This window comes from Psychrobacter pasteurii, from assembly GCF_900162815.1.
Classification (GTDB): Bacteria; Pseudomonadota; Gammaproteobacteria; order Pseudomonadales; family Moraxellaceae; genus Psychrobacter; species Psychrobacter pasteurii.
Genome location: NZ_FUGD01000128.1, coordinates 20,978 through 37,940, shown reverse-complemented (window position 1 = coordinate 37,940; position 16,963 = coordinate 20,978). Strand labels below are relative to the sequence as shown.

Below are 16,963 nucleotides of genomic sequence, written 5' to 3'. Positions count from 1 at the left end.
GAACGTATTCAACTTAAACTAAAAGGACTGAGTCCTGTGCAATACAGAACTCAGTCCTTGATCTAAACTAAACCGTCCAACATTTGGGGGTCAGTTCATACGGCCTTTAACCTTTTTTTATTTAATAAGTTCTATTTTAATAAGCTCTTTTGCTTTAATAGCGAATAAACTTATTTAACACGTGTCCAAGTTTGGCTACGCTTCAAGAATGGCATACCCTTAATATTACCTGTTAACTTTAAGGTCTTACCATCTTCAGCAAGCTTCACAGTACCACCGTAAACCTTACCACTTTCTGGATCAACCAAGTCACCACCAGACCAAGAGTTTTTACCGTCTGCTTTTAGCTTGGTTAAAATAGGTAGACCAACGATTGGTTTGTTTTTTAATGAGCCTTCACATTTTGAGCAAACTTCTTTTGCTTTTGAAGCATCATTAAGCTTGATGATAGTACCGGTTACAACACCATTACTCTCGGTCATTTTAATAACCGCTTTTTTCTCTTTTGTCTTATCATCAATAGACTGCCACTGAGTGCCATTTAATGACGCAGCCATTGCTGTGGTTGATAACAGACCGGTTAGTGTTGCAGTAGCAAGTAAAGTAGTTAAACGTTTCATATCGACTCCTATCGAAAAATAAATAAATCCATTTAAGGCATGTGTCTGGATAATATCAAAAATAAAGTAAGTGGCAATCCACGTTTAATAGACGCTTCAGTCAATATTGCTATATAACTATTCTCGTCTAGTACAGTTATATACTGTCGCTTTATTTATGAAATTATCGCAATCATACAATTTATTTTTTGGTATGTCGACATCAAACTGTCCATTTTTACTTAATATTGTCTTTACCTCCTAAAACCCCTAATTCTAGAAACATTTCAGTATTGTTGTTGCTGAAGCTTAAAGTCTCTTACACAATGTAGCCCAAAGATTCACGCTATAATAAAGCCATCTATTCAGCCCAACCCAAACAATACTTTGACCCATTACTCCTGAAAAAACCTATGATAAAAATAAAAGCTTTAGTTGGCGTCAGTCTCGCTCTGTCTTTACTCAGTGGCTGTGCTATCCACTCAGCACCACACTATGTCATTGATAACAGCCATCAGGCACAAGGCAAAAGCCAGCGCATTAGATTCATCGTCTTACATTATACTGCTGAAAATGAGGAGGCCTCCTTAGAGATCTTGACCAAAGGCAATGTCAGCGCTCACTATTTAGTGCCTTTGGCTGATAACAATAAAGTCTATCAGCTTGTTCCTGAAGAGGAACGCGCTTGGCATGCAGGTGCTGGCAGTTTTGAAGGTAGAAAAATATTAAATGACACCTCTATTGGCATTGAGATTGTCAATTTAGGTATCGCTCCACAGCTGCGCGGTCAAAATGCTAGGGTAGCTTTGGAGGCCAATAACGGTTACCACCCACCCCATCATTATATTGATTTCACTGAGCTGCAAATTAAAAAGGTGGCTCATTTGGTAAAAGATATCGCTGAGCGCTATGAGATTGAGCCTACCAATATTATTGGCCATTCCGATATGGCACCCTCACGTAAAATTGACCCAGGTGCTAAGTTTCCTTGGGAGCGGTTATATAAAGAATATGGTGTGGGCGCTTGGTATAATGAAACAGACAAACAGCAGTTTTTGACTGAGAGCTCATTTGAGACTGCGACCATTCCCGAGATTAAGCAGTTATTTAGCGACTATGGTTATCAAATTAATGACAGCGATGAGTGGGATAAATCCAGCCGTGATGTTATCTACGCCTTTCAGCTGCATTTTAGACCGCAAAAAATAAATGGGCTGATGGATTTAGAGACTTACGCGATATTAAAAGCACTTAATAAAAAGTACGTGAGCCGCTCTAGATACAATTAATCCTAAACACTTATTCTAGACAAAGCACTACGGACAGATAAAAGGTTATAGCAGACAGTCGGCTATTGCAGATAAAACAATAAGTCATTGATGGTTAATATTTTTTACTTCGAGGTGGGTTATGACGCTACGCATTCATGCTCTATTTCATACCAATTACGCAGACCTAAGCTATATTAGACAGTGGGCAGACCGTCACCACCACCAAATGACCATAAGCCGCTCCTACAATAACGATAAAGTACCTACGCCTGATAGCTTTGACTGGCTCATTGTCATGGGCGGTCCCATGAGTGTCCATGATGAAAATAAACACCCTTGGTTAATCGCCGAAAAGCAGCTAATTAAACAAGCCATTGATGCCGGTAAAACCGTTATTGGTATGTGTTTAGGGGCGCAGCTAATCGCGCATTGTTTGGGTGCTAAGATTAAGCCTACTGGCATAAAAGAAATTGGTTGGTTTGAGCTTGAGTTAACCTCAGACGGCAAGCCTCATCCCCTACTCCAAGACTTACCAAAATCACCTTTTAATGTATTTCACTTTCATGGTGACGGCTTTGACTGTCCTGAAGGGGCTCAAATTATTGCCCAAACCAAAGCCTGGGCTAACCAAGGTTTTATTTATCAAACCTCGCTACATAAATCGCTAAATACTTGGGTGATTGGTTGGCAATGTCATTTTGAGGTCACCAAAGAGAGTTTGCCAAAAATGCTTTCCAATGGCAGTAAAACACTACAAAGTGGATTGCAGCACCACCCAAAAACTGTACAAACAGCGGATGAGATACTGGTACTGGGCGAGCAATATATCGAACAAAACAATCAAAGGCTAGAAGCTATGCTCAATCGACTAGCTAGTAGCCAATCATAAACAACTAACATCTCATAAAAAATAATCTAAGGAGTCCGTAATGAGTTATTCACAACCAGAAGAGTTAGAACAGTACTTCAAACAAAAAGAAGAACAAGAAAAACAGGCAGAACAAGAAGCCAAAGAGCTTTCTGCTTATGAGGCTTGTGTCTTAAAAGAGAGTGCTCGAGTAAAAGAGTTAATTGAACAGGCTCAAAATAAAGGCGAGTAATACTGCTTTGTTTTCATAAAAACGATACCTTATAAGCTCGATCATCGCTCACATAGCAATAGCGAGCTTATAAGGTTGATGACAGCTAATAATTATTGAAATAACTATTGAAATAACTATTGAAGTTTTAAGCTCTATAGACCCGAGTCCTACAAGCTTTTAGTTGGCTTTAGCAGCAGCTTGGTAAATAGGCGTCACTTCAGGTAATAGGGCTTGGATTTTATCAATACGCTGCTGAGAATTTGGGTGAGTAGACATTAACGTGACTACCGCATTGCTACGTCCTTGGACAGCTTCCATTTTTTTCCAAACAGAGATCGCTGCTGCAGGATTATAACCCGCTTGTGCCATCAGACGTAGACCGCCTGCATCCGCTTCTGATTCTTGGCTACGAGAAAACGGCTTATCGATACCCAAATCACTCAGTAAACCGATAGAATCTGCACTTAATCCTGTCTTAGCTTGTAGCGCCGAACCGCCTAATTGTAGCGCTAAACCCGTTAAGATTTTTTGGCCTGCATCCTTTTTACTGTGCTCCTCTAGAGCATGTGTCATCTCATGACCGATAATGGCAGCAATTTCAGCATCAGTAAGGTTTAACTTCTCTACAATACCCGTATAAACTGCCATTTTCCCCCCTGGCATCGCCCAAGCATTTAGCTCAGGTGAGCGAATGACTGTCAGTTGCCAGTCAAAAGGAATACCTGTTGTGTTGGCGCGATCAGCGTGAGGCTTTAAACGATTGAAAATTCTATTCACTCGAATTGCTGTACTAGAAGTTCTATCTACAGTCCCTTGGCTGCTTGCCTTAGAAACCACTTGACTGTAACTTTTCGCAGCACTGCTATTTAACGCAGCTGTATTATATCCTGCCACATCCGCAACAGTAGCACAGCCAACCAAAGTGGTCATCGTAGCCGCTAAGATAGAGATTTTTAGTTTACCAAACGCACCCATAAAATATCCTTATAAAAAACAGTTATTGAGATAAAAGTATTACCAATACCCAAGCTTTTTCAGATAACTTTAAAGCCAATGGTTAAAAACTACTCACTTGATAATAGGTGTTTACTATATGTAACTAATGTGTCTACATTATTACAATGATAAAATTATCACAGAACTAAAAATCTGTCTACCTTTAAGTTTAGCTACTAACAACTTTTCGGTAATTAACTAAACTACTGCTGTTATGCTTTGATTTTTGCCACTCCTCTTCCTATGTATTGAGTTTGGTTATGGCTTGCTTTAACCAAGCCCCGGCCTTTCCAAAAGACTTTTCTTTATGCCAAATAAGCTCAACAGCCACTGGCCAGCTGTTATTATCAAAATCCAGTGCTGGAGAGACCAAGCTACCCTCCTCTAAAGCTTCAGCGACAATGTGCTCAGGAACCAATGCCCAGCCTAGTTTTCTTTGTACCAGTTCGATAATCAGCAACTGACTCTCTATCCACCACACTTTAGAAGAGATGCGTAATCGAGACTTCTCTACACTATCATTGCGCGTTGCAACGGATAACTGGCGAAACTTTCTTAAATCATCCCAACTCACTGTTTTGTTGGCCATGTCATGGTCAGGAGCGCACACCACTTTATGGGGGATCCAGCCTAAAGTATGAAAGTTAATCGCCGAAGGCAGTTTTTCTTGGCTCCACATAATCCCTAAATCCACTCGCTTATCGAGTACTAATCTACTGACGTCTTCCATAATAGGCAGCAATAGCTCGAGCTCCACACTGGGAAATAAAGTATCAAACTCATCGAGCAATTTTGCCAGCCATTCAGAAGGATACAGATCATCGACGGCCAGAACCAACTTACTTTCCACCCCTTCACTTAAGCTTTTTGATACCCCAAAAAAGTACTCACAGCGCTCAAGTATCAAATAAGCCTCAGCCAATAACCGCTCCCCTTCTACAGTAAGCTTTGGATAACGACTGTCACGGCTAAATAACTTGTTATTTAAATCTATTTCTAAATTAGAGACGGCTGCACTCACTGACGACTGCGCTTTACCCAAACGACGGGCTGCCGCAGAAAAGGAGCCTGTTTCAACAGTGGCCACGAAAGCTTGTAATTGTTCTAGAGTAAAATTCATCTATCGGATTTTCCTATAGTAACTAACTTTGGTTTATTAGTTTAGCAGATAGAATAGACACATAAGACTTTCTATTACTCTATATAATTTAACTGGATAAAATTCATGCGCACTAATAAAGATCGGATTCGTCATGCAGTTGGTTTTGAAATCATTGCTTTGATCTTATCGATCCCAATTATGAGCTTTTTCTTTGACTTTAGTCTCAAAGAAATCAGTGTCATTGCCATCGCAGGCTCCATTATGGCCACCCTATGGAGCTACGGCTTTAATTTAATATTCGATAAAGGGATGCTTAAATTTAAAGGCAATACTTTAAAAACCCCAAAAATTAGAATACTTCATGTATTTTTGTTTGAAGGGGGATTATTACTCCTTTATTTACCTATGGTCGCTTGGTATCTCAATATCAGTTTATGGCAGGCATTCATCATGGATGCGTCTTTAGTAGGCTTTTATCTGGTGTATACCTTTAGCTATAACTGGGCTTACGATAAATTATTCCCAGTGGATCACTATCCTCATCACTCTCAAACAGCTTAATATGGTCAGAACTAATATCTGTAAGACGTGACAAAAATAACTCCTGAACCAGCTATATTCATTCAATATCTAAAAAACCACAAAAAAGGTGAGCCATCTCTGGCTCACCTTTTTGCTTAATTTTTTAGCGTTATATTTCAGTTTAAAAGTACATTTATTTAGAACCGTTTATTAGCAGAAGTAATTGGTGATTCATTTTCTGACAGCTCAGTGATGGTTTTATACCCTTCTTGACTGCCAAAATATAATCGATCATGCTTTTGATCTCTAAAGAAATGCAGCTTATCTCCATGGCTATCAGTGATAACTAGGTTATTTAATAAGTCACTCCATAAAGCCCTTTTTTCAGTTTCATTGCCATCTTCTCGTAGAGTCGGCGCTAAAATAGCCTTAATCTCTTCACGCTGCTCTTGAGTAAGAAGTCTTGGGATATCTTCATGCTCTAAAAAGTACTGGCAAATTCTTTCAATATCCTCAAGTGTTTCTCTAACTTCAACTAATTCAACAATAATTATGTTTGCCCTTATTAATCTTCATATAAAATACTGTACACCTTTAAAATACAGGCTTTCAAGGTGAGTTGAAAGTAGAGTTATTGTCTATTTTGTAATATCACTATCTAATATCAGACATAATATTACTTATAACATATAAAAAAGGTGAGCCACTTAATGACTCACCTTTTTATTAAAAAACCAATCTGCTATACCTTCCTTTAATTAAAGGAGGGAGAACCGGCTACTATCTTAACCAAGCTCTGGCGTTACGGAACATACGCATCCACGCACCATCCTCAGACCAGTCTTCTGGCTTCCAACTGTGGTTCACAGCACGTAAGGTACGCTCAGGGTGTGGCATCATAAGTGTCACACGACCATCGGTACTACAAATACCTGTTACCCCACCAATAGAACCGTTCGGGTTCAATGGATAAGTTTCAGTTGGGTTGCCTTGACTATCCACATAGCGCATTGCAACTTGACCGTGGTTTGACATACCTTCAATATCTGTCTCATTTAAAGTTGCAAAACCTTCACCATGCGCTACCGCGATTGGTAAGATGCTGTCTTGCATACCTTTTAATAAGATTGACTTAGTACGTTCAATCTTAACGTTCACAGTACGTGCTTCAAAACGAGCTGACTGGTTATAGGTGAAGCGTGGGAAGTTTTCAGCACCTGGGATTAGGTCTTTTAACTGAGCCATCATCTGACAACCGTTACATACCCCTAAACTGAAGGTGTCTGGACGTGCGAAGAAACGTACGAACTGCATACGTAGCTCATCATGGAACAAGATTGAGTTAGCCCAACCTGAGCCTGCACCCAAGACGTCACCATAGCTAAAGCCACCACAGGCCACTAGGCCATTGAAGTCACGTAAATCAATACGGCCTTCGAGCAGGTCGCTCATGTGAACGTCTACTGCGTCAAACCCTGCACGCTCAAAACCAGCAGCCATTTCTAACTGACCGTTAACGCCCTGCTCACGTAAGATAGCTACCTTAGGCTTACTAGGACGGCTTTCTAAATAAGGTTCTTCAACTTTTTGATTTAAGTCAAAGTTAGCTTGAGCAATCAGACCGTGATGGTTCGGATCAGCAATTAAATCAAACTCTTGTTGTACGCACTCTGGGTTATCACGGCGTTTAGCAATTTGATAGCTCACTTGAGTCCAAGTTTGCTGTAGGTCGCTACGGTCAAACACTAAAGCATTGTCGCCTTGATGTGACGGAGTAATAATGGTCAGTTTGTCTTGGTTTGCACCGCCCACTGGCGTCTCAATAGTCTGACCTACTAGGCTTAGCATATCAGCAACGTTGTGCTCTTCAGCTAGCGCCATAACCGCATCCACATGCTCAGGCAATACCTGGATAACAGCACCCAATTCTTCGGCAAACAACTGACCTAATAGATTGTCATCCGTTAGGTTTAGATTAATCGCCAAACGGTTGGTGAACTGCATCTCTGCCACTGTCGCCAATAAGCCGCCATCACCGATATCGTGATAAGCACTGATAACCCCTTGTTCATTACCTGCTTGGATAAAGTTAAAGAAGCTGATCAAGTCTTGTGGACTAGCTAAGTCAGGGCACTCATTACCTAATTGGCTCTGAGTTTGAGCTAGGATTGAACCACCCAAACGGAACTGACCTTTTGATAGATCCAAGCGGTATAACGCTGAGTCAGCATTCTTAAGCTCAGGCGTTAAGGTCTTATTTACATCTTGTACAGGAGCAAACGCCGTAACCACTAAGCTCATTGGACTAACAACGGCTTTATCTCCGTCGTCATCTGTCCAGCCAGCACGCATAGATAGGGAGTCTTTACCTACTGGAATGGCGATACCTAATGCTGGGCATAGCTCTTCACCGATGGCATAAACGGCATCAAATAAAGCTTCATCTTCTTTATCTTCACCACAAGCGGCCATCCAGTTTGCTGATAAAGTAATGTCTGAAATCTTATCAATACGAGCACCGGCAATGTTGGTAATCGCTTCGGCCACAGCCAAACGCGCTGAAGCCGCTGGGCTAATTAAAGCCACAGGAGGACGCTCGCCCACACTCATTGCTTCACCAGTATCTGCCATCAAGCCAGAGATGGTCACCGCACAGTCTGCCACAGGCACTTGATAACGGCCCACATACTGATCTTGAGTCACCATACCGGTGATAGAACGGTCACCGATACTAATTAAGAAAGACTTACTGGCTACGGTTGGATGACGTAAGACATCATGTACTGCTTCTGTTAGCTTAGTAGCTGATAAGTCTAAGGCGCTTAGCTGCTGCTCACTACGCTCAAATGAACGTTTCATTTGTGGCGTGCCGCCCAGTAATACCTGCATTGGCATATCTACTGGTTGGTCTTCTAATAAATCATCATCTACTTTTAACTGACGAACTGTGGTTGCTGTTCCCAAAATAGCATATGGGCAGCGCTCACGTTTACAAATAGCATCAAACAACTCTTCGCTTTCTGGGCGAATAGCTAGCACATAACGCTCTTGCGCTTCATTTGACCAGATAGCCATTGGTGACATACCCGCTTCCAATGAAGGAATACGGCGTAAATTCAAATGAGCACCCATATCATGGTCATCAACCAACTCAGGCATAGCGTTAGATAGACCCCCTGCACCCACGTCATGGATAGACACAATTGGGTTGCCATCTTTGCCAGAGTTGCTGCTTTCAATATCATCGCCTGCTAAAGACCAGCAGCGATCGATAACTTCTTGACAGCGGCGCTCCATCTCAGCGTTATCACGTTGTACAGAAGCAAAGTCTAGGCCTTCGTCTAACTCACCACTGTCTACAGATGAGGCTGCGCCACCACCTAAGCCGATTTGCATCGCTGGGCCACCCAGTACGATTAACAAATCACCTTCTTGGATGCCATTTTTCTCAACCAAGTTACGCTTGATGTTGCCGTAACCACCAGCAATCATAATAGGCTTATGGTAACCACGCATTTCTCTACCATCTTGCTCTTTACTGGTGTCTAACTGGAACGAGCGGAAGTAGCCACATAAGTTAGGACGACCAAACTCATTAGAGAAGTTAGCAGAACCTAAGGGCGCTTCTGTCATAATCTCTAAGCTTGAAGCCATACGGTCTGGCTTGCCATAATCTTTGGTGCTAACCTTACCTGACTGCTCCCACTTCTCTGGCATATCTGGTAGGTGTAAGTGAGAGACGTTAAAGCCAGTTAGACCGGCTTTTGGCTTACCACCACGACCGGTTGCCCCTTCGTCACGAATTTCACCACCCGCCCCAGTTGAAGCACCGGCATAAGGTGCAATGGCCGTTGGGTGGTTATGGGTTTCAACTTTCATTAAGATATCGATGTTTTCGTTATGAAAACCATACTGATGCATTTCAGTCGATAAGGCATCATCCCCTAATGAGCCACCCAATTGTACGGTAGGTAGAGGATAAAAACGTTGGGCTTCAAAGCCTTCCATAACGGCAGCGTTATCTTTATAGGCCGATAAGATACCTTGAGGGTTTTTCTCATGAGTGTTGCGGATCATTTTAAATAGTGATTTTGGCTGAACCTCACCATCAATGGTCCACTCTGAGTTGAAGATTTTGTGACGGCAATGCTCTGAGTTGGCCTGAGCAAACATCATAAGCTCTACGTCTGTTGGGTTGCGCTTTAGCTCATCAACATAAGCTGCCATTAAATAATCAATATCTTCACTAGATAAAGCAAAACCAAACTCTTGGTTGGCCGCTTCTAATGCCGCACGACCTTCGCCAATTACGTCAATATGATTTAGGCGGGCTGGGCTGTGATCATCAAACAGCTGCTCTAACTTAGCAAACTCATATACCAAGCTTTGAGTCATACGGTCATGTAAGATTTGCTCTGCCTCTTTTGGTAATTTGGTAGGCAGATTGTCACCGGTTAAGGTGAAAACGATAACGCGCTCAACACGTTCAACGTCAAGGTCACAGTTATTAAAGATATCTGTTGCCTTACTAGACCAAGGTGAAATGGTGCCAAATCTAGGGCTAACAATGACCTGGCACTGCCCTTGTGTCGCTGTAATTTGGTCTACTTCCTCGCCTTGATTCAATAAATCTAAGGCCTTTTTACGCTCTGCATCGTTAAGGTCACGCGACAAGACATACACTTGTTGAGTGTCAATACCAGTCACTTTTAGGGCCGCTTGGCTATTTAACTGCTCAATCAGTTGATTGGTTTTAAACTCGGTTAAAAAACGGTGTCCAGCGAGGGTCATCATAAGGCAATTTCCGCAGTATCTAAGTGGGAAGAAAAGTATAAAAAAACAAACTTCGATATTATGTGATAGTGAGACGAGACAAAAAATCTCGGTGTCGCACTGATTTGGTTACTTTTAGAGGGATAACCACCCAGTCGAGCAAAAAGTCGATTTAATTAGCCGCTATTATAGCAAGAAGTTGAGTCAAACGTGGCATTGAACCACTATCTTTCCCCTGCTTTTGCAAACTAAAACTAAATTGGTAACAGTTTTGATATATCACTGCAAAATCTATCGTTATTAACGTCTGATTTATCTTAATTTTCTTTTATAAAAAGGTTTGGTTACTAGAGTTAACTGAATCTGTTGATTGTTTACAAACTCCCCTCACCCTTTACATTTTCAAGGTGTTCATTTGTTCACTGCCGACATACCATAAAAATTCACTATAAAAATATGTCGACAAACAAGTCAGGCAAAAAAACTTATTAGTTAATATCAGTAGTTAATAAAAGAGAATAAACTTAAATCACTAAAAGGAAATTAAGATGAGTAAGCAACAACAAATAGATACTATTCGTGAAATCGTTAAAGACGTTAAATTTGCCATGATGACCACCGTCACTAACGAAGGTCATTTACATGCCTGCCCGATGACCACTAGCGAAACCAGCTTGGGTGCTCGTGAAATATGGTTCATTGGCGATAAAACGACGCAAGCAGTCGCTAATATCAAAAACAATGCCCAAGTGAATCTGTCATACGTCAGCCAAGACAGCAAAGATTATGTGTCTATTAATGGTGAAGCCAAACTGGTTGAAGATCAAGCCAAGCTCGATGAGCTATGGTCTCCAATTTATAATGCCTTTTATGAACATGGCAAAGAAGATGAAAATGTACAGCTAATTAAAGTAGTCCCCAATGGCGCTGAATTCTGGCGTAGTGGTAGTGGCATAATCAGTGCCGCAAAAATGGCAGCAGCAGCCATCCAAGATGGTAAAACTGCAGATAACCTAGGTGAAAATGGTTCGGTTGAGTTTGAGTAATATTAACACCTAAAATCAAAAAACGCCCTAATGTAAAAGTTAGGGCGTTTTTATTTGCTTGTTGATTGTCTTAAATTAGTTTTGTTTCAAATAAGGCCAAGCAGCTCTCATATAGATCATCATCGACCATAAGGTGAGCACCACAGCAGCAACCATCAAGATATAGCCAATCGTTTGTAATGACTCAATATTTAATAACAGTACAGTGATGGCCACCATCTGAAAAGTGGTCTTCAGCTTGCCCACATAAGACACTGCTACGCTGGTACGAGCCCCTAATTCTGCCATCCATTCACGTAAGGCGGAGACTGCAATTTCACGAGAAATAATCACAATGGCGGCAATCGACATAATGATATTGGGATGCCATTGAACCAAAACAATTAAGGCGGCGGCGACCATCAGCTTGTCTGCAACTGGGTCTAAGAAACGACCAAAAGCAGAAACAATATTCATTTTACGAGCCAAATAACCATCCAACCAATCGGTAATGGCAGCAAGAATGAACAACAACGTTAACAACAGATGTCTAAACATGCTGTCGCTAAACGCATCCATATTCATGCCGATGTTAGCAATGGCATTATCCGAGATCATCGGAACGCCAATGCCCAGCGCAGGAGGCCAGTATGCAATTGCCACAAATAAGGGAATCATAGCAATACGAGCCATGGTCAAATTGTTGGGCAAATTAAAAATACTGGTTTCTTTATTCGGCTGTAAAGATGATTGAGTCATGATTAAGTCAGAGTTACTTATGTCAGAGTTACTCATAAAGAGTGTTTAATTTCAGCTAGCTTATCATTTATACCTAATTTTAGTAAGCCCTAATCCGTTAGTTTGCGATATCAAAAGGGCTTAGCCTTTAGCGGCCTTATAAGACTCTCGATACTATCTATAACCACCTGTGCTAACTATAACCACATGCCCTAACTATAGCCACATACACTAACCTAAATATAGGCTCTTAGGCTTTATTAAAATAAGCATCAAAGCGTAGTACATCATTGTGCCAGCTTTCATCTGGGTTTGATTGAGCAAATAATGGTGCTGCGGCCGGTCTTTTCACCACCACTCTTCCCCCTGGTACAACCTTATTTAAGGCCAGAGTTAACAACCTTTGTTCTTCAGTATTGTCTGGCGGCTGAGCAATGTGATGTAATGCCTGCATGTGCTTGCCTACTTTAGCCCCTTTACCAGTTGCGGCATTTTCGTAGCTGTTTTCGGGAAACATGGGGTCCAAATAAATCACATCATAACTGGAATGACTTACCTCTTGCTCCGGTTGATTTGCTGCAGATAGTGCTTCCATAAACTGAGCTGAGTCAGCACACACAACTTTGAGCCTTACCATCAACTTTTGCCAGTTGGCTTGCTGCGACATAAGATGCTGCTCATACATCAGTAGCAATGCCATCAAAGGATTACGCTCTAACATAGTCACTTGAGCGCCAGTACTGGCAAGAATCAAGCTATCATGACCAAAGCCTGCCGTAGCATCAAGCACCTGACTTTGATCGGTTAGCTTACAAGCTTGAAGCAACATCTCTGACTTTCGACCCGCACTCACCACTCGGCGCTGCAAGCTCTTCCAGTCTGGGGCAACGCTAATATGATGGGTTAATAGAGACAGTTGCCCCTTATCATCAATAATAAATACCGGTCTTTGGTACTCATCACTTAGCTGCTGACGTACTTTTTGGCTCAGTTTGCGCTCAATAGATGTCACTTGTAACTTCAATGATAAATTGGCTGCTTCTATCAACTGCTCTAGTATCTGTATGACAGGAGCTACCTCAATAGAAACAGAGGCCGAATGAACTATCGGAACATAAGTGGCTTCAGTCGTATGACTCATCGTGTTATCGTAACCTTATGAAGTGCTATCAAATATAGGGCGCTGTGTTAACGAGCTTTAGCCTTGAATGGTATAACCAAAAATCCAAGCCACCAAAAGCACGATAATACCGGTAACAATTCTCAGCCAAGCAAAAATCGTAAAGTCGCGACGACTCACCCAGTCTACTAACCAACGGATACATAGCAGGGCAACGATGAACGATACGATTATGCCCACACCCAGTACTAACCAGTCTTCAGAGCTAGATAAGACATCTTTGTGCTTAACCAAATCCAGCAAGCCAGCCCCAATAATAACCGGAATACCTAAGAAGAAGGAAAATTCAGCCGCAGCTTTGCGAGAAACCCCTAACCACAGCGCACCGATAATGGTCGACCCTGAACGTGAGGTACCTGGAATAAGCGCTAAGCACTGAAACAAACCGATCAATAGCGCATGTTTAAAGCTCACATCTTCTGCTTCTTCTGCCACAATAGGTATGGGCTTACGCTCAACATAGAATATCAGTAGACCCCCTAATATAAGCATAATGGCAACAATATAGGGGTTAAATAAATACTGCTTAATTTGATCGGCCATAGTAAAGCCGACGATCATCACAGGAATAGTAGCCACAATAAGGCTTAAGCCGAGCTGACGGGGATTTCTTAGGGCATTTGGACCTTCCGACTTACCAGTTATCAGTCCCATTAAGGCATGCCACAGACGGCCCCAATATTCATACACCACGGCCAAGATAGCGCCTAACTGAATAACGACAATAAATAGATCTGCTTTTTCTTTGGTCCAAAACCCCATAAGGTCTGCAGATAAAATTAAATAACCGGTACTGGATATGGGTAAAAACTCAGTAATACCCTCCACAATACCCATGATTATTGCTTTAAAAATGAGTAACAGATCCAAAGTAAAGTCTCGCTGTATAAAGATTAAATAAGATTGGGATGGCTGATTTTAAATAGTTTTTCTTCTTCGGCAGACAGTAAGTTACCAGTAATTAGGCTTTGCCCTGCTCTTTAAGCGTTTTCCAAGCATCATTACGCAAATACACTGGGAGGGCTTGCTCTGCAGGCACGCCGCCATGCTGTAAATACTGTGCGACACCTAGCTTGGCCAGAGTGGCTGCATCAGGCTGAATGTCCGCATAGAGAGGTTGATCTTGCTGAGCTGTTAATAATTCTGCGCCATTGCCTACTATCGGCAAAGCAAGATCAGTGCCTTGATCATAATCAAGCAGCTGCTCATTAGTGCCTTCCGTTAGGCTCATCACCTGAGTGGTAGAGTCAAGCTGATACTGTGCAAAATAAACCTGCTTCATACGGGCATCAAAAGCCACATAAACTTGCTCTAAATCCTGCTCATCGAAGGCCGCTTGAGCTATTGCACTCAAGCTAGAGACACCGACACAAGGTATGTTATGAGCTACCGATAAGGCTTGTACCACAGCAGTATTAATTCTAATACCACTAAAAGGACCCGGCCCACGGTTAAAGATTAAAGCGGTGATATCACCCGGCTTCACGCCCGCTTCCTGTAATGCCGCCTCAATCATTGGCAAAATAAGTTGGGTTTGCTCTCGTTTTCCAGGTTCTGTATGACAACTGAGTATCTGTAGGTCTTTATCCACTACGGCTACTGAACACTGGTCAAAAACGGTATCGACTGCCAAAAACATGAGGGCCTCTTTGAAAGCTAAAATGCAAAATATATCTGATGCGAATGCATGGATGTCAAAATAGACGCCCTATCATACCACCCGGACCCCCTTTGATAAATCGGTAGTTAAATCATTTTAGCCATTCTTATTTAAAATTCACATAACAGTAACAATAAAAAAGCCAGACCTGCTAATAAAAGCAATCTGGCTCTGACATCTATCGGTTTATTAGCGCATAATCAAAATTATCTAGTTTAGGCTTTACCTAGATAGTTGATAAATTTGGCTTTATTTAGGCAAAGAAGCTGAAATCTGACTTAAAATTTCATCAATTTCACTATTGGCTTCTTGCTCTTTTGCTAAGTCTCCACTTGGGGTAAGCTGATTGACAATCTCTGGTAACAGCTCAGCTAAACCTTGACGAACTTCTGTCTCGTCAGCTCCTGTCTGTTGACACACCTGATCAATCTCTTGTTGATCAAACAACTTATTAATCTGGTTAGGATCAAGGTTTTCGTTTTGCTGCTGGGTACTCATCCAAGATTGAGCTTGATTACCAAAACCCATATCTTGAATTTTATTTAAGGCATCAGATAAGCCGCCATTGCGTTGGATCCAATTTAGGGCGATTGGCATTAATGCAGCTACTAACATAGCCTTACTACCGCCCGCTCGAGCTCCTCTATTGGCGCTTTGACCGCCGCCTAATACACTACCTAAGATACTACCTAGGCCACCAGCGCCACTGGTCTTACCACCCATTTGGCCACCTAGCATTCCTCCAATAATATCATCAAGACCAAAGCCATTGTCTTGTGCACGGGTATTGGTTTGGGCTGAGGTGTTACCCCCCAGGACACTGCCTAAAATATCGCCCAATCCACCAGTAGAGCGTGACTGCGTCTGCTGATTGGCAGGGCTACGCGTCGAATCTTGCGAATCCATTGCTTGACGGGCTACTTGAGTAATTAAATTCCCTAGTAAACTCATAAAATTCTCCTTAATAACTTCAAAATATTCAATATATGGTGAAAAATGACTTAGCAAATTGAACATTAACATTAGCCATAAATCACAAATCTTGATTGAGGGTTAGATATAACTCATTACGATTAAGCTTAACACTTAATCCCGTATGCTTTCACAAGCTATTTTTATACGACTTGTTATCTAACAAACCTATCGCACTATTTTGAATCTAGCTTAAGGTTTAACCCCACCGAGTTAGAACTTTGAGTTTACGCCAAGTGTCAGCTTCTATCTGATCCTTTCAAATTAAAATCGCTTCCCGTTGTTGCCTGGGTTGTTCCGTATCAAATATCAGCTGTACACAATGAGCAAAACTTTGGGTTGACATTAGCTTTGCTTGCCAAAGTATGGGCTGATGACGGCCTTGGGTAAGTAGCTGCCAATAGCCGTTAACCTCATCAATATTGCAGCCTGTAATGTGTAATGGCTGAGTGCCTCTGTTCTTTTCAATTAAGAGACAAAGCAGCACCCCTACCATTAACACAGCCAACACCCCATAAATAGGAATCGCCGTTATACTGATTATCAGCAGCACCATCATAAGAAAACCACAGCTATATAAACGTTGCCAGTTACTGGTGGCAGCAATCTTAATCACCAGCTGCGTACTCATATCATTGATCTTAGGAGAATTAGGATAAATCACCATGCTGTAAGGTTTTTAGTTTTAAAACCAGTTCAGCTACTTTCGGATCATCTGGAGTATCTTGATTCATAAAGTAATTTAGTAAATCAGGATCCTCATAAGTTAACAGCTTAGAGAAAGTGGCCTGCTCCTGCTCATCAGCGGTTAAGTAGTACTGCTTAACGTAAGGGTCAATATAAAAATCCAGCTCTTTTAAACCACGACGGGCCTGATAGATAACCCTACGCTGCTCATTGGTCGGTTCTGGTTGTGTCATTTTAAAACTACTCCTAGATGTCATATAAATTAAAATAAAAGATTCGGTTAATACGCTTATCAGGTTTATTTATTGGCTATTGCTAACCTTCAAACTCACTATTCACCGAGTTATTAAGCTAAT

At 41.6% G+C, this 16,963-nt stretch carries 17 protein-coding genes; 6 read left to right on the top strand and 11 right to left on the bottom strand.

Features of this window, described 5'->3' with window-relative positions:
* On the top strand, positions 1-66 hold a 66-nt coding region (locus tag A1232T_RS14635; protein WP_143513983.1), incomplete at its 5' end, for an IS3 family transposase.
* A 104-nt stretch (positions 67-170) separates the two neighbouring features.
* On the opposite strand, the gene A1232T_RS11520 is transcribed toward A1232T_RS14635, so the two are convergent.
* Positions 171-620, bottom strand: a complete 450-nt coding sequence (locus A1232T_RS11520; protein ID WP_077449547.1) for a DUF2147 domain-containing protein — start codon at positions 618-620, stop codon at positions 171-173.
* A 392-nt stretch (positions 621-1,012) separates the two neighbouring features.
* Between A1232T_RS11520 and A1232T_RS11515 the strand changes: the two genes are divergently transcribed.
* The 3 genes from A1232T_RS11515 to A1232T_RS14165 all read left to right on the top strand — a co-directional run bounded on the left by A1232T_RS11515 (position 1,013) and on the right by A1232T_RS14165 (position 2,970).
* Entirely contained in the window at positions 1,013-1,888 is an 876-nt protein-coding gene (locus A1232T_RS11515) for an N-acetylmuramoyl-L-alanine amidase (protein ID WP_077449546.1), read from the top strand.
* A 121-nt stretch (positions 1,889-2,009) separates the two neighbouring features.
* A complete protein-coding gene (locus A1232T_RS11510) occupies positions 2,010-2,759 on the top strand; it encodes a type 1 glutamine amidotransferase (RefSeq protein ID WP_077449545.1) in 750 nt (249 codons plus the stop codon).
* A gap of 40 nt (positions 2,760-2,799) precedes the next feature.
* The gene (locus A1232T_RS14165) at positions 2,800-2,970 is read left to right on the top strand and encodes a hypothetical protein (RefSeq protein WP_167367074.1); all 171 of its coding nucleotides are present in this window, start codon (positions 2,800-2,802) and stop codon (positions 2,968-2,970) included.
* A gap of 159 nt (positions 2,971-3,129) precedes the next feature.
* Here A1232T_RS14165 and A1232T_RS11505 read toward each other — a convergent pair whose 3' ends face one another.
* Complete coding sequence (locus tag A1232T_RS11505) at positions 3,130-3,927, bottom strand: M48 family metallopeptidase (RefSeq protein WP_077449544.1); 798 nt, start codon at positions 3,925-3,927, stop codon at positions 3,130-3,132.
* 262 nt (positions 3,928-4,189) lie between these two features.
* Complete coding sequence (locus A1232T_RS11500) at positions 4,190-5,068, bottom strand: LysR family transcriptional regulator (protein ID WP_077449543.1); 879 nt, start codon at positions 5,066-5,068, stop codon at positions 4,190-4,192.
* A 105-nt stretch (positions 5,069-5,173) separates the two neighbouring features.
* Between A1232T_RS11500 and A1232T_RS11495 the strand changes: the two genes are divergently transcribed.
* On the top strand, positions 5,174-5,611 hold the full coding sequence (locus A1232T_RS11495) for a PACE efflux transporter (protein WP_077449542.1): 438 nt from the start codon (positions 5,174-5,176) through the stop codon (positions 5,609-5,611).
* A gap of 741 nt (positions 5,612-6,352) precedes the next feature.
* On the opposite strand, the gene purL is transcribed toward A1232T_RS11495, so the two are convergent.
* A complete protein-coding gene (gene purL / locus A1232T_RS11490; RefSeq protein ID WP_077449541.1) occupies positions 6,353-10,366 on the bottom strand; it encodes a phosphoribosylformylglycinamidine synthase in 4,014 nt (1,337 codons plus the stop codon).
* A gap of 527 nt (positions 10,367-10,893) precedes the next feature.
* Between purL and A1232T_RS11485 the strand changes: the two genes are divergently transcribed.
* A complete protein-coding gene (locus tag A1232T_RS11485) occupies positions 10,894-11,391 on the top strand; it encodes a pyridoxamine 5'-phosphate oxidase family protein (RefSeq protein ID WP_077449540.1) in 498 nt (165 codons plus the stop codon).
* 75 nt (positions 11,392-11,466) lie between these two features.
* Here A1232T_RS11485 and pgsA read toward each other — a convergent pair whose 3' ends face one another.
* The 7 genes from pgsA to A1232T_RS11450 all read right to left on the bottom strand — a co-directional run bounded on the left by pgsA (position 11,467) and on the right by A1232T_RS11450 (position 16,840).
* On the bottom strand, positions 11,467-12,129 hold the full coding sequence (gene pgsA, locus A1232T_RS11480) for a CDP-diacylglycerol--glycerol-3-phosphate 3-phosphatidyltransferase (RefSeq protein ID WP_077449549.1): 663 nt from the start codon (positions 12,127-12,129) through the stop codon (positions 11,467-11,469).
* A 229-nt stretch (positions 12,130-12,358) separates the two neighbouring features.
* Positions 12,359-13,249: a class I SAM-dependent methyltransferase gene (locus tag A1232T_RS11475; protein ID WP_077449539.1), complete on the bottom strand. Its 891-nt coding sequence runs from the start codon at positions 13,247-13,249 to the stop codon at positions 12,359-12,361.
* 57 nt (positions 13,250-13,306) lie between these two features.
* Positions 13,307-14,158: an undecaprenyl-diphosphate phosphatase gene (locus tag A1232T_RS11470; protein ID WP_077449538.1), complete on the bottom strand. Its 852-nt coding sequence runs from the start codon at positions 14,156-14,158 to the stop codon at positions 13,307-13,309.
* A gap of 91 nt (positions 14,159-14,249) precedes the next feature.
* The gene (gene tsaB / locus A1232T_RS11465; protein ID WP_077449537.1) at positions 14,250-14,927 is read right to left on the bottom strand and encodes a tRNA (adenosine(37)-N6)-threonylcarbamoyltransferase complex dimerization subunit type 1 TsaB; all 678 of its coding nucleotides are present in this window, start codon (positions 14,925-14,927) and stop codon (positions 14,250-14,252) included.
* Positions 14,928-15,197: 270 nt separating this feature from the next.
* A complete protein-coding gene (locus A1232T_RS11460; protein ID WP_077449536.1) occupies positions 15,198-15,899 on the bottom strand; it encodes a YidB family protein in 702 nt (233 codons plus the stop codon).
* Between the two features lie 280 nt (positions 15,900-16,179).
* Entirely contained in the window at positions 16,180-16,551 is a 372-nt protein-coding gene (locus A1232T_RS11455) for a hypothetical protein (RefSeq protein ID WP_077449535.1), read from the bottom strand.
* A 19-nt stretch (positions 16,552-16,570) separates the two neighbouring features.
* Positions 16,571-16,840 carry an FAD assembly factor SdhE gene (locus A1232T_RS11450; protein ID WP_077449534.1) on the bottom strand — a complete coding sequence of 90 codons (270 nt, stop codon included), beginning with the start codon at positions 16,838-16,840 and terminating at the stop codon, positions 16,571-16,573.
* Between the last annotated feature and the right edge of the window lie 123 nt (positions 16,841-16,963).

Bases quoted from the DNA above. Each gene is read 5' to 3' on its own strand.
- A1232T_RS11520 (WP_077449547.1), bottom strand. From the start codon at position 620: ATGAAACGTTTAACTACTTTACTTGCTACTGCAACACTAACCGGTCTG.
- A1232T_RS11500 (WP_077449543.1), bottom strand. From the start codon at position 5,068: ATGAATTTTACTCTAGAACAATTACAAGCTTTCGTGGCCACTGTTGAA.
- A1232T_RS11475 (WP_077449539.1), bottom strand. From the start codon at position 13,249: ATGAGTCATACGACTGAAGCCACTTATGTTCCGATAGTTCATTCGGCC.
- A1232T_RS11505 (WP_077449544.1), bottom strand. From the start codon at position 3,927: ATGGGTGCGTTTGGTAAACTAAAAATCTCTATCTTAGCGGCTACGATG.
- A1232T_RS11455 (WP_077449535.1), bottom strand. From the start codon at position 16,551: ATGAGTACGCAGCTGGTGATTAAGATTGCTGCCACCAGTAACTGGCAA.
- A1232T_RS11485 (WP_077449540.1), top strand. From the start codon at position 10,894: ATGAGTAAGCAACAACAAATAGATACTATTCGTGAAATCGTTAAAGAC.
- pgsA (WP_077449549.1), bottom strand. From the start codon at position 12,129: ATGACTCAATCATCTTTACAGCCGAATAAAGAAACCAGTATTTTTAAT.
- A1232T_RS11450 (WP_077449534.1), bottom strand. From the start codon at position 16,840: ATGACACAACCAGAACCGACCAATGAGCAGCGTAGGGTTATCTATCAG.
- A1232T_RS11460 (WP_077449536.1), bottom strand. From the start codon at position 15,899: ATGAGTTTACTAGGGAATTTAATTACTCAAGTAGCCCGTCAAGCAATG.
- A1232T_RS11515 (WP_077449546.1), top strand. From the start codon at position 1,013: ATGATAAAAATAAAAGCTTTAGTTGGCGTCAGTCTCGCTCTGTCTTTA.
- purL (WP_077449541.1), bottom strand. From the start codon at position 10,366: ATGATGACCCTCGCTGGACACCGTTTTTTAACCGAGTTTAAAACCAAT.
- A1232T_RS14165 (WP_167367074.1), top strand. From the start codon at position 2,800: ATGAGTTATTCACAACCAGAAGAGTTAGAACAGTACTTCAAACAAAAA.
- A1232T_RS11495 (WP_077449542.1), top strand. From the start codon at position 5,174: ATGCGCACTAATAAAGATCGGATTCGTCATGCAGTTGGTTTTGAAATC.
- A1232T_RS11510 (WP_077449545.1), top strand. From the start codon at position 2,010: ATGACGCTACGCATTCATGCTCTATTTCATACCAATTACGCAGACCTA.
- tsaB (WP_077449537.1), bottom strand. From the start codon at position 14,927: ATGTTTTTGGCAGTCGATACCGTTTTTGACCAGTGTTCAGTAGCCGTA.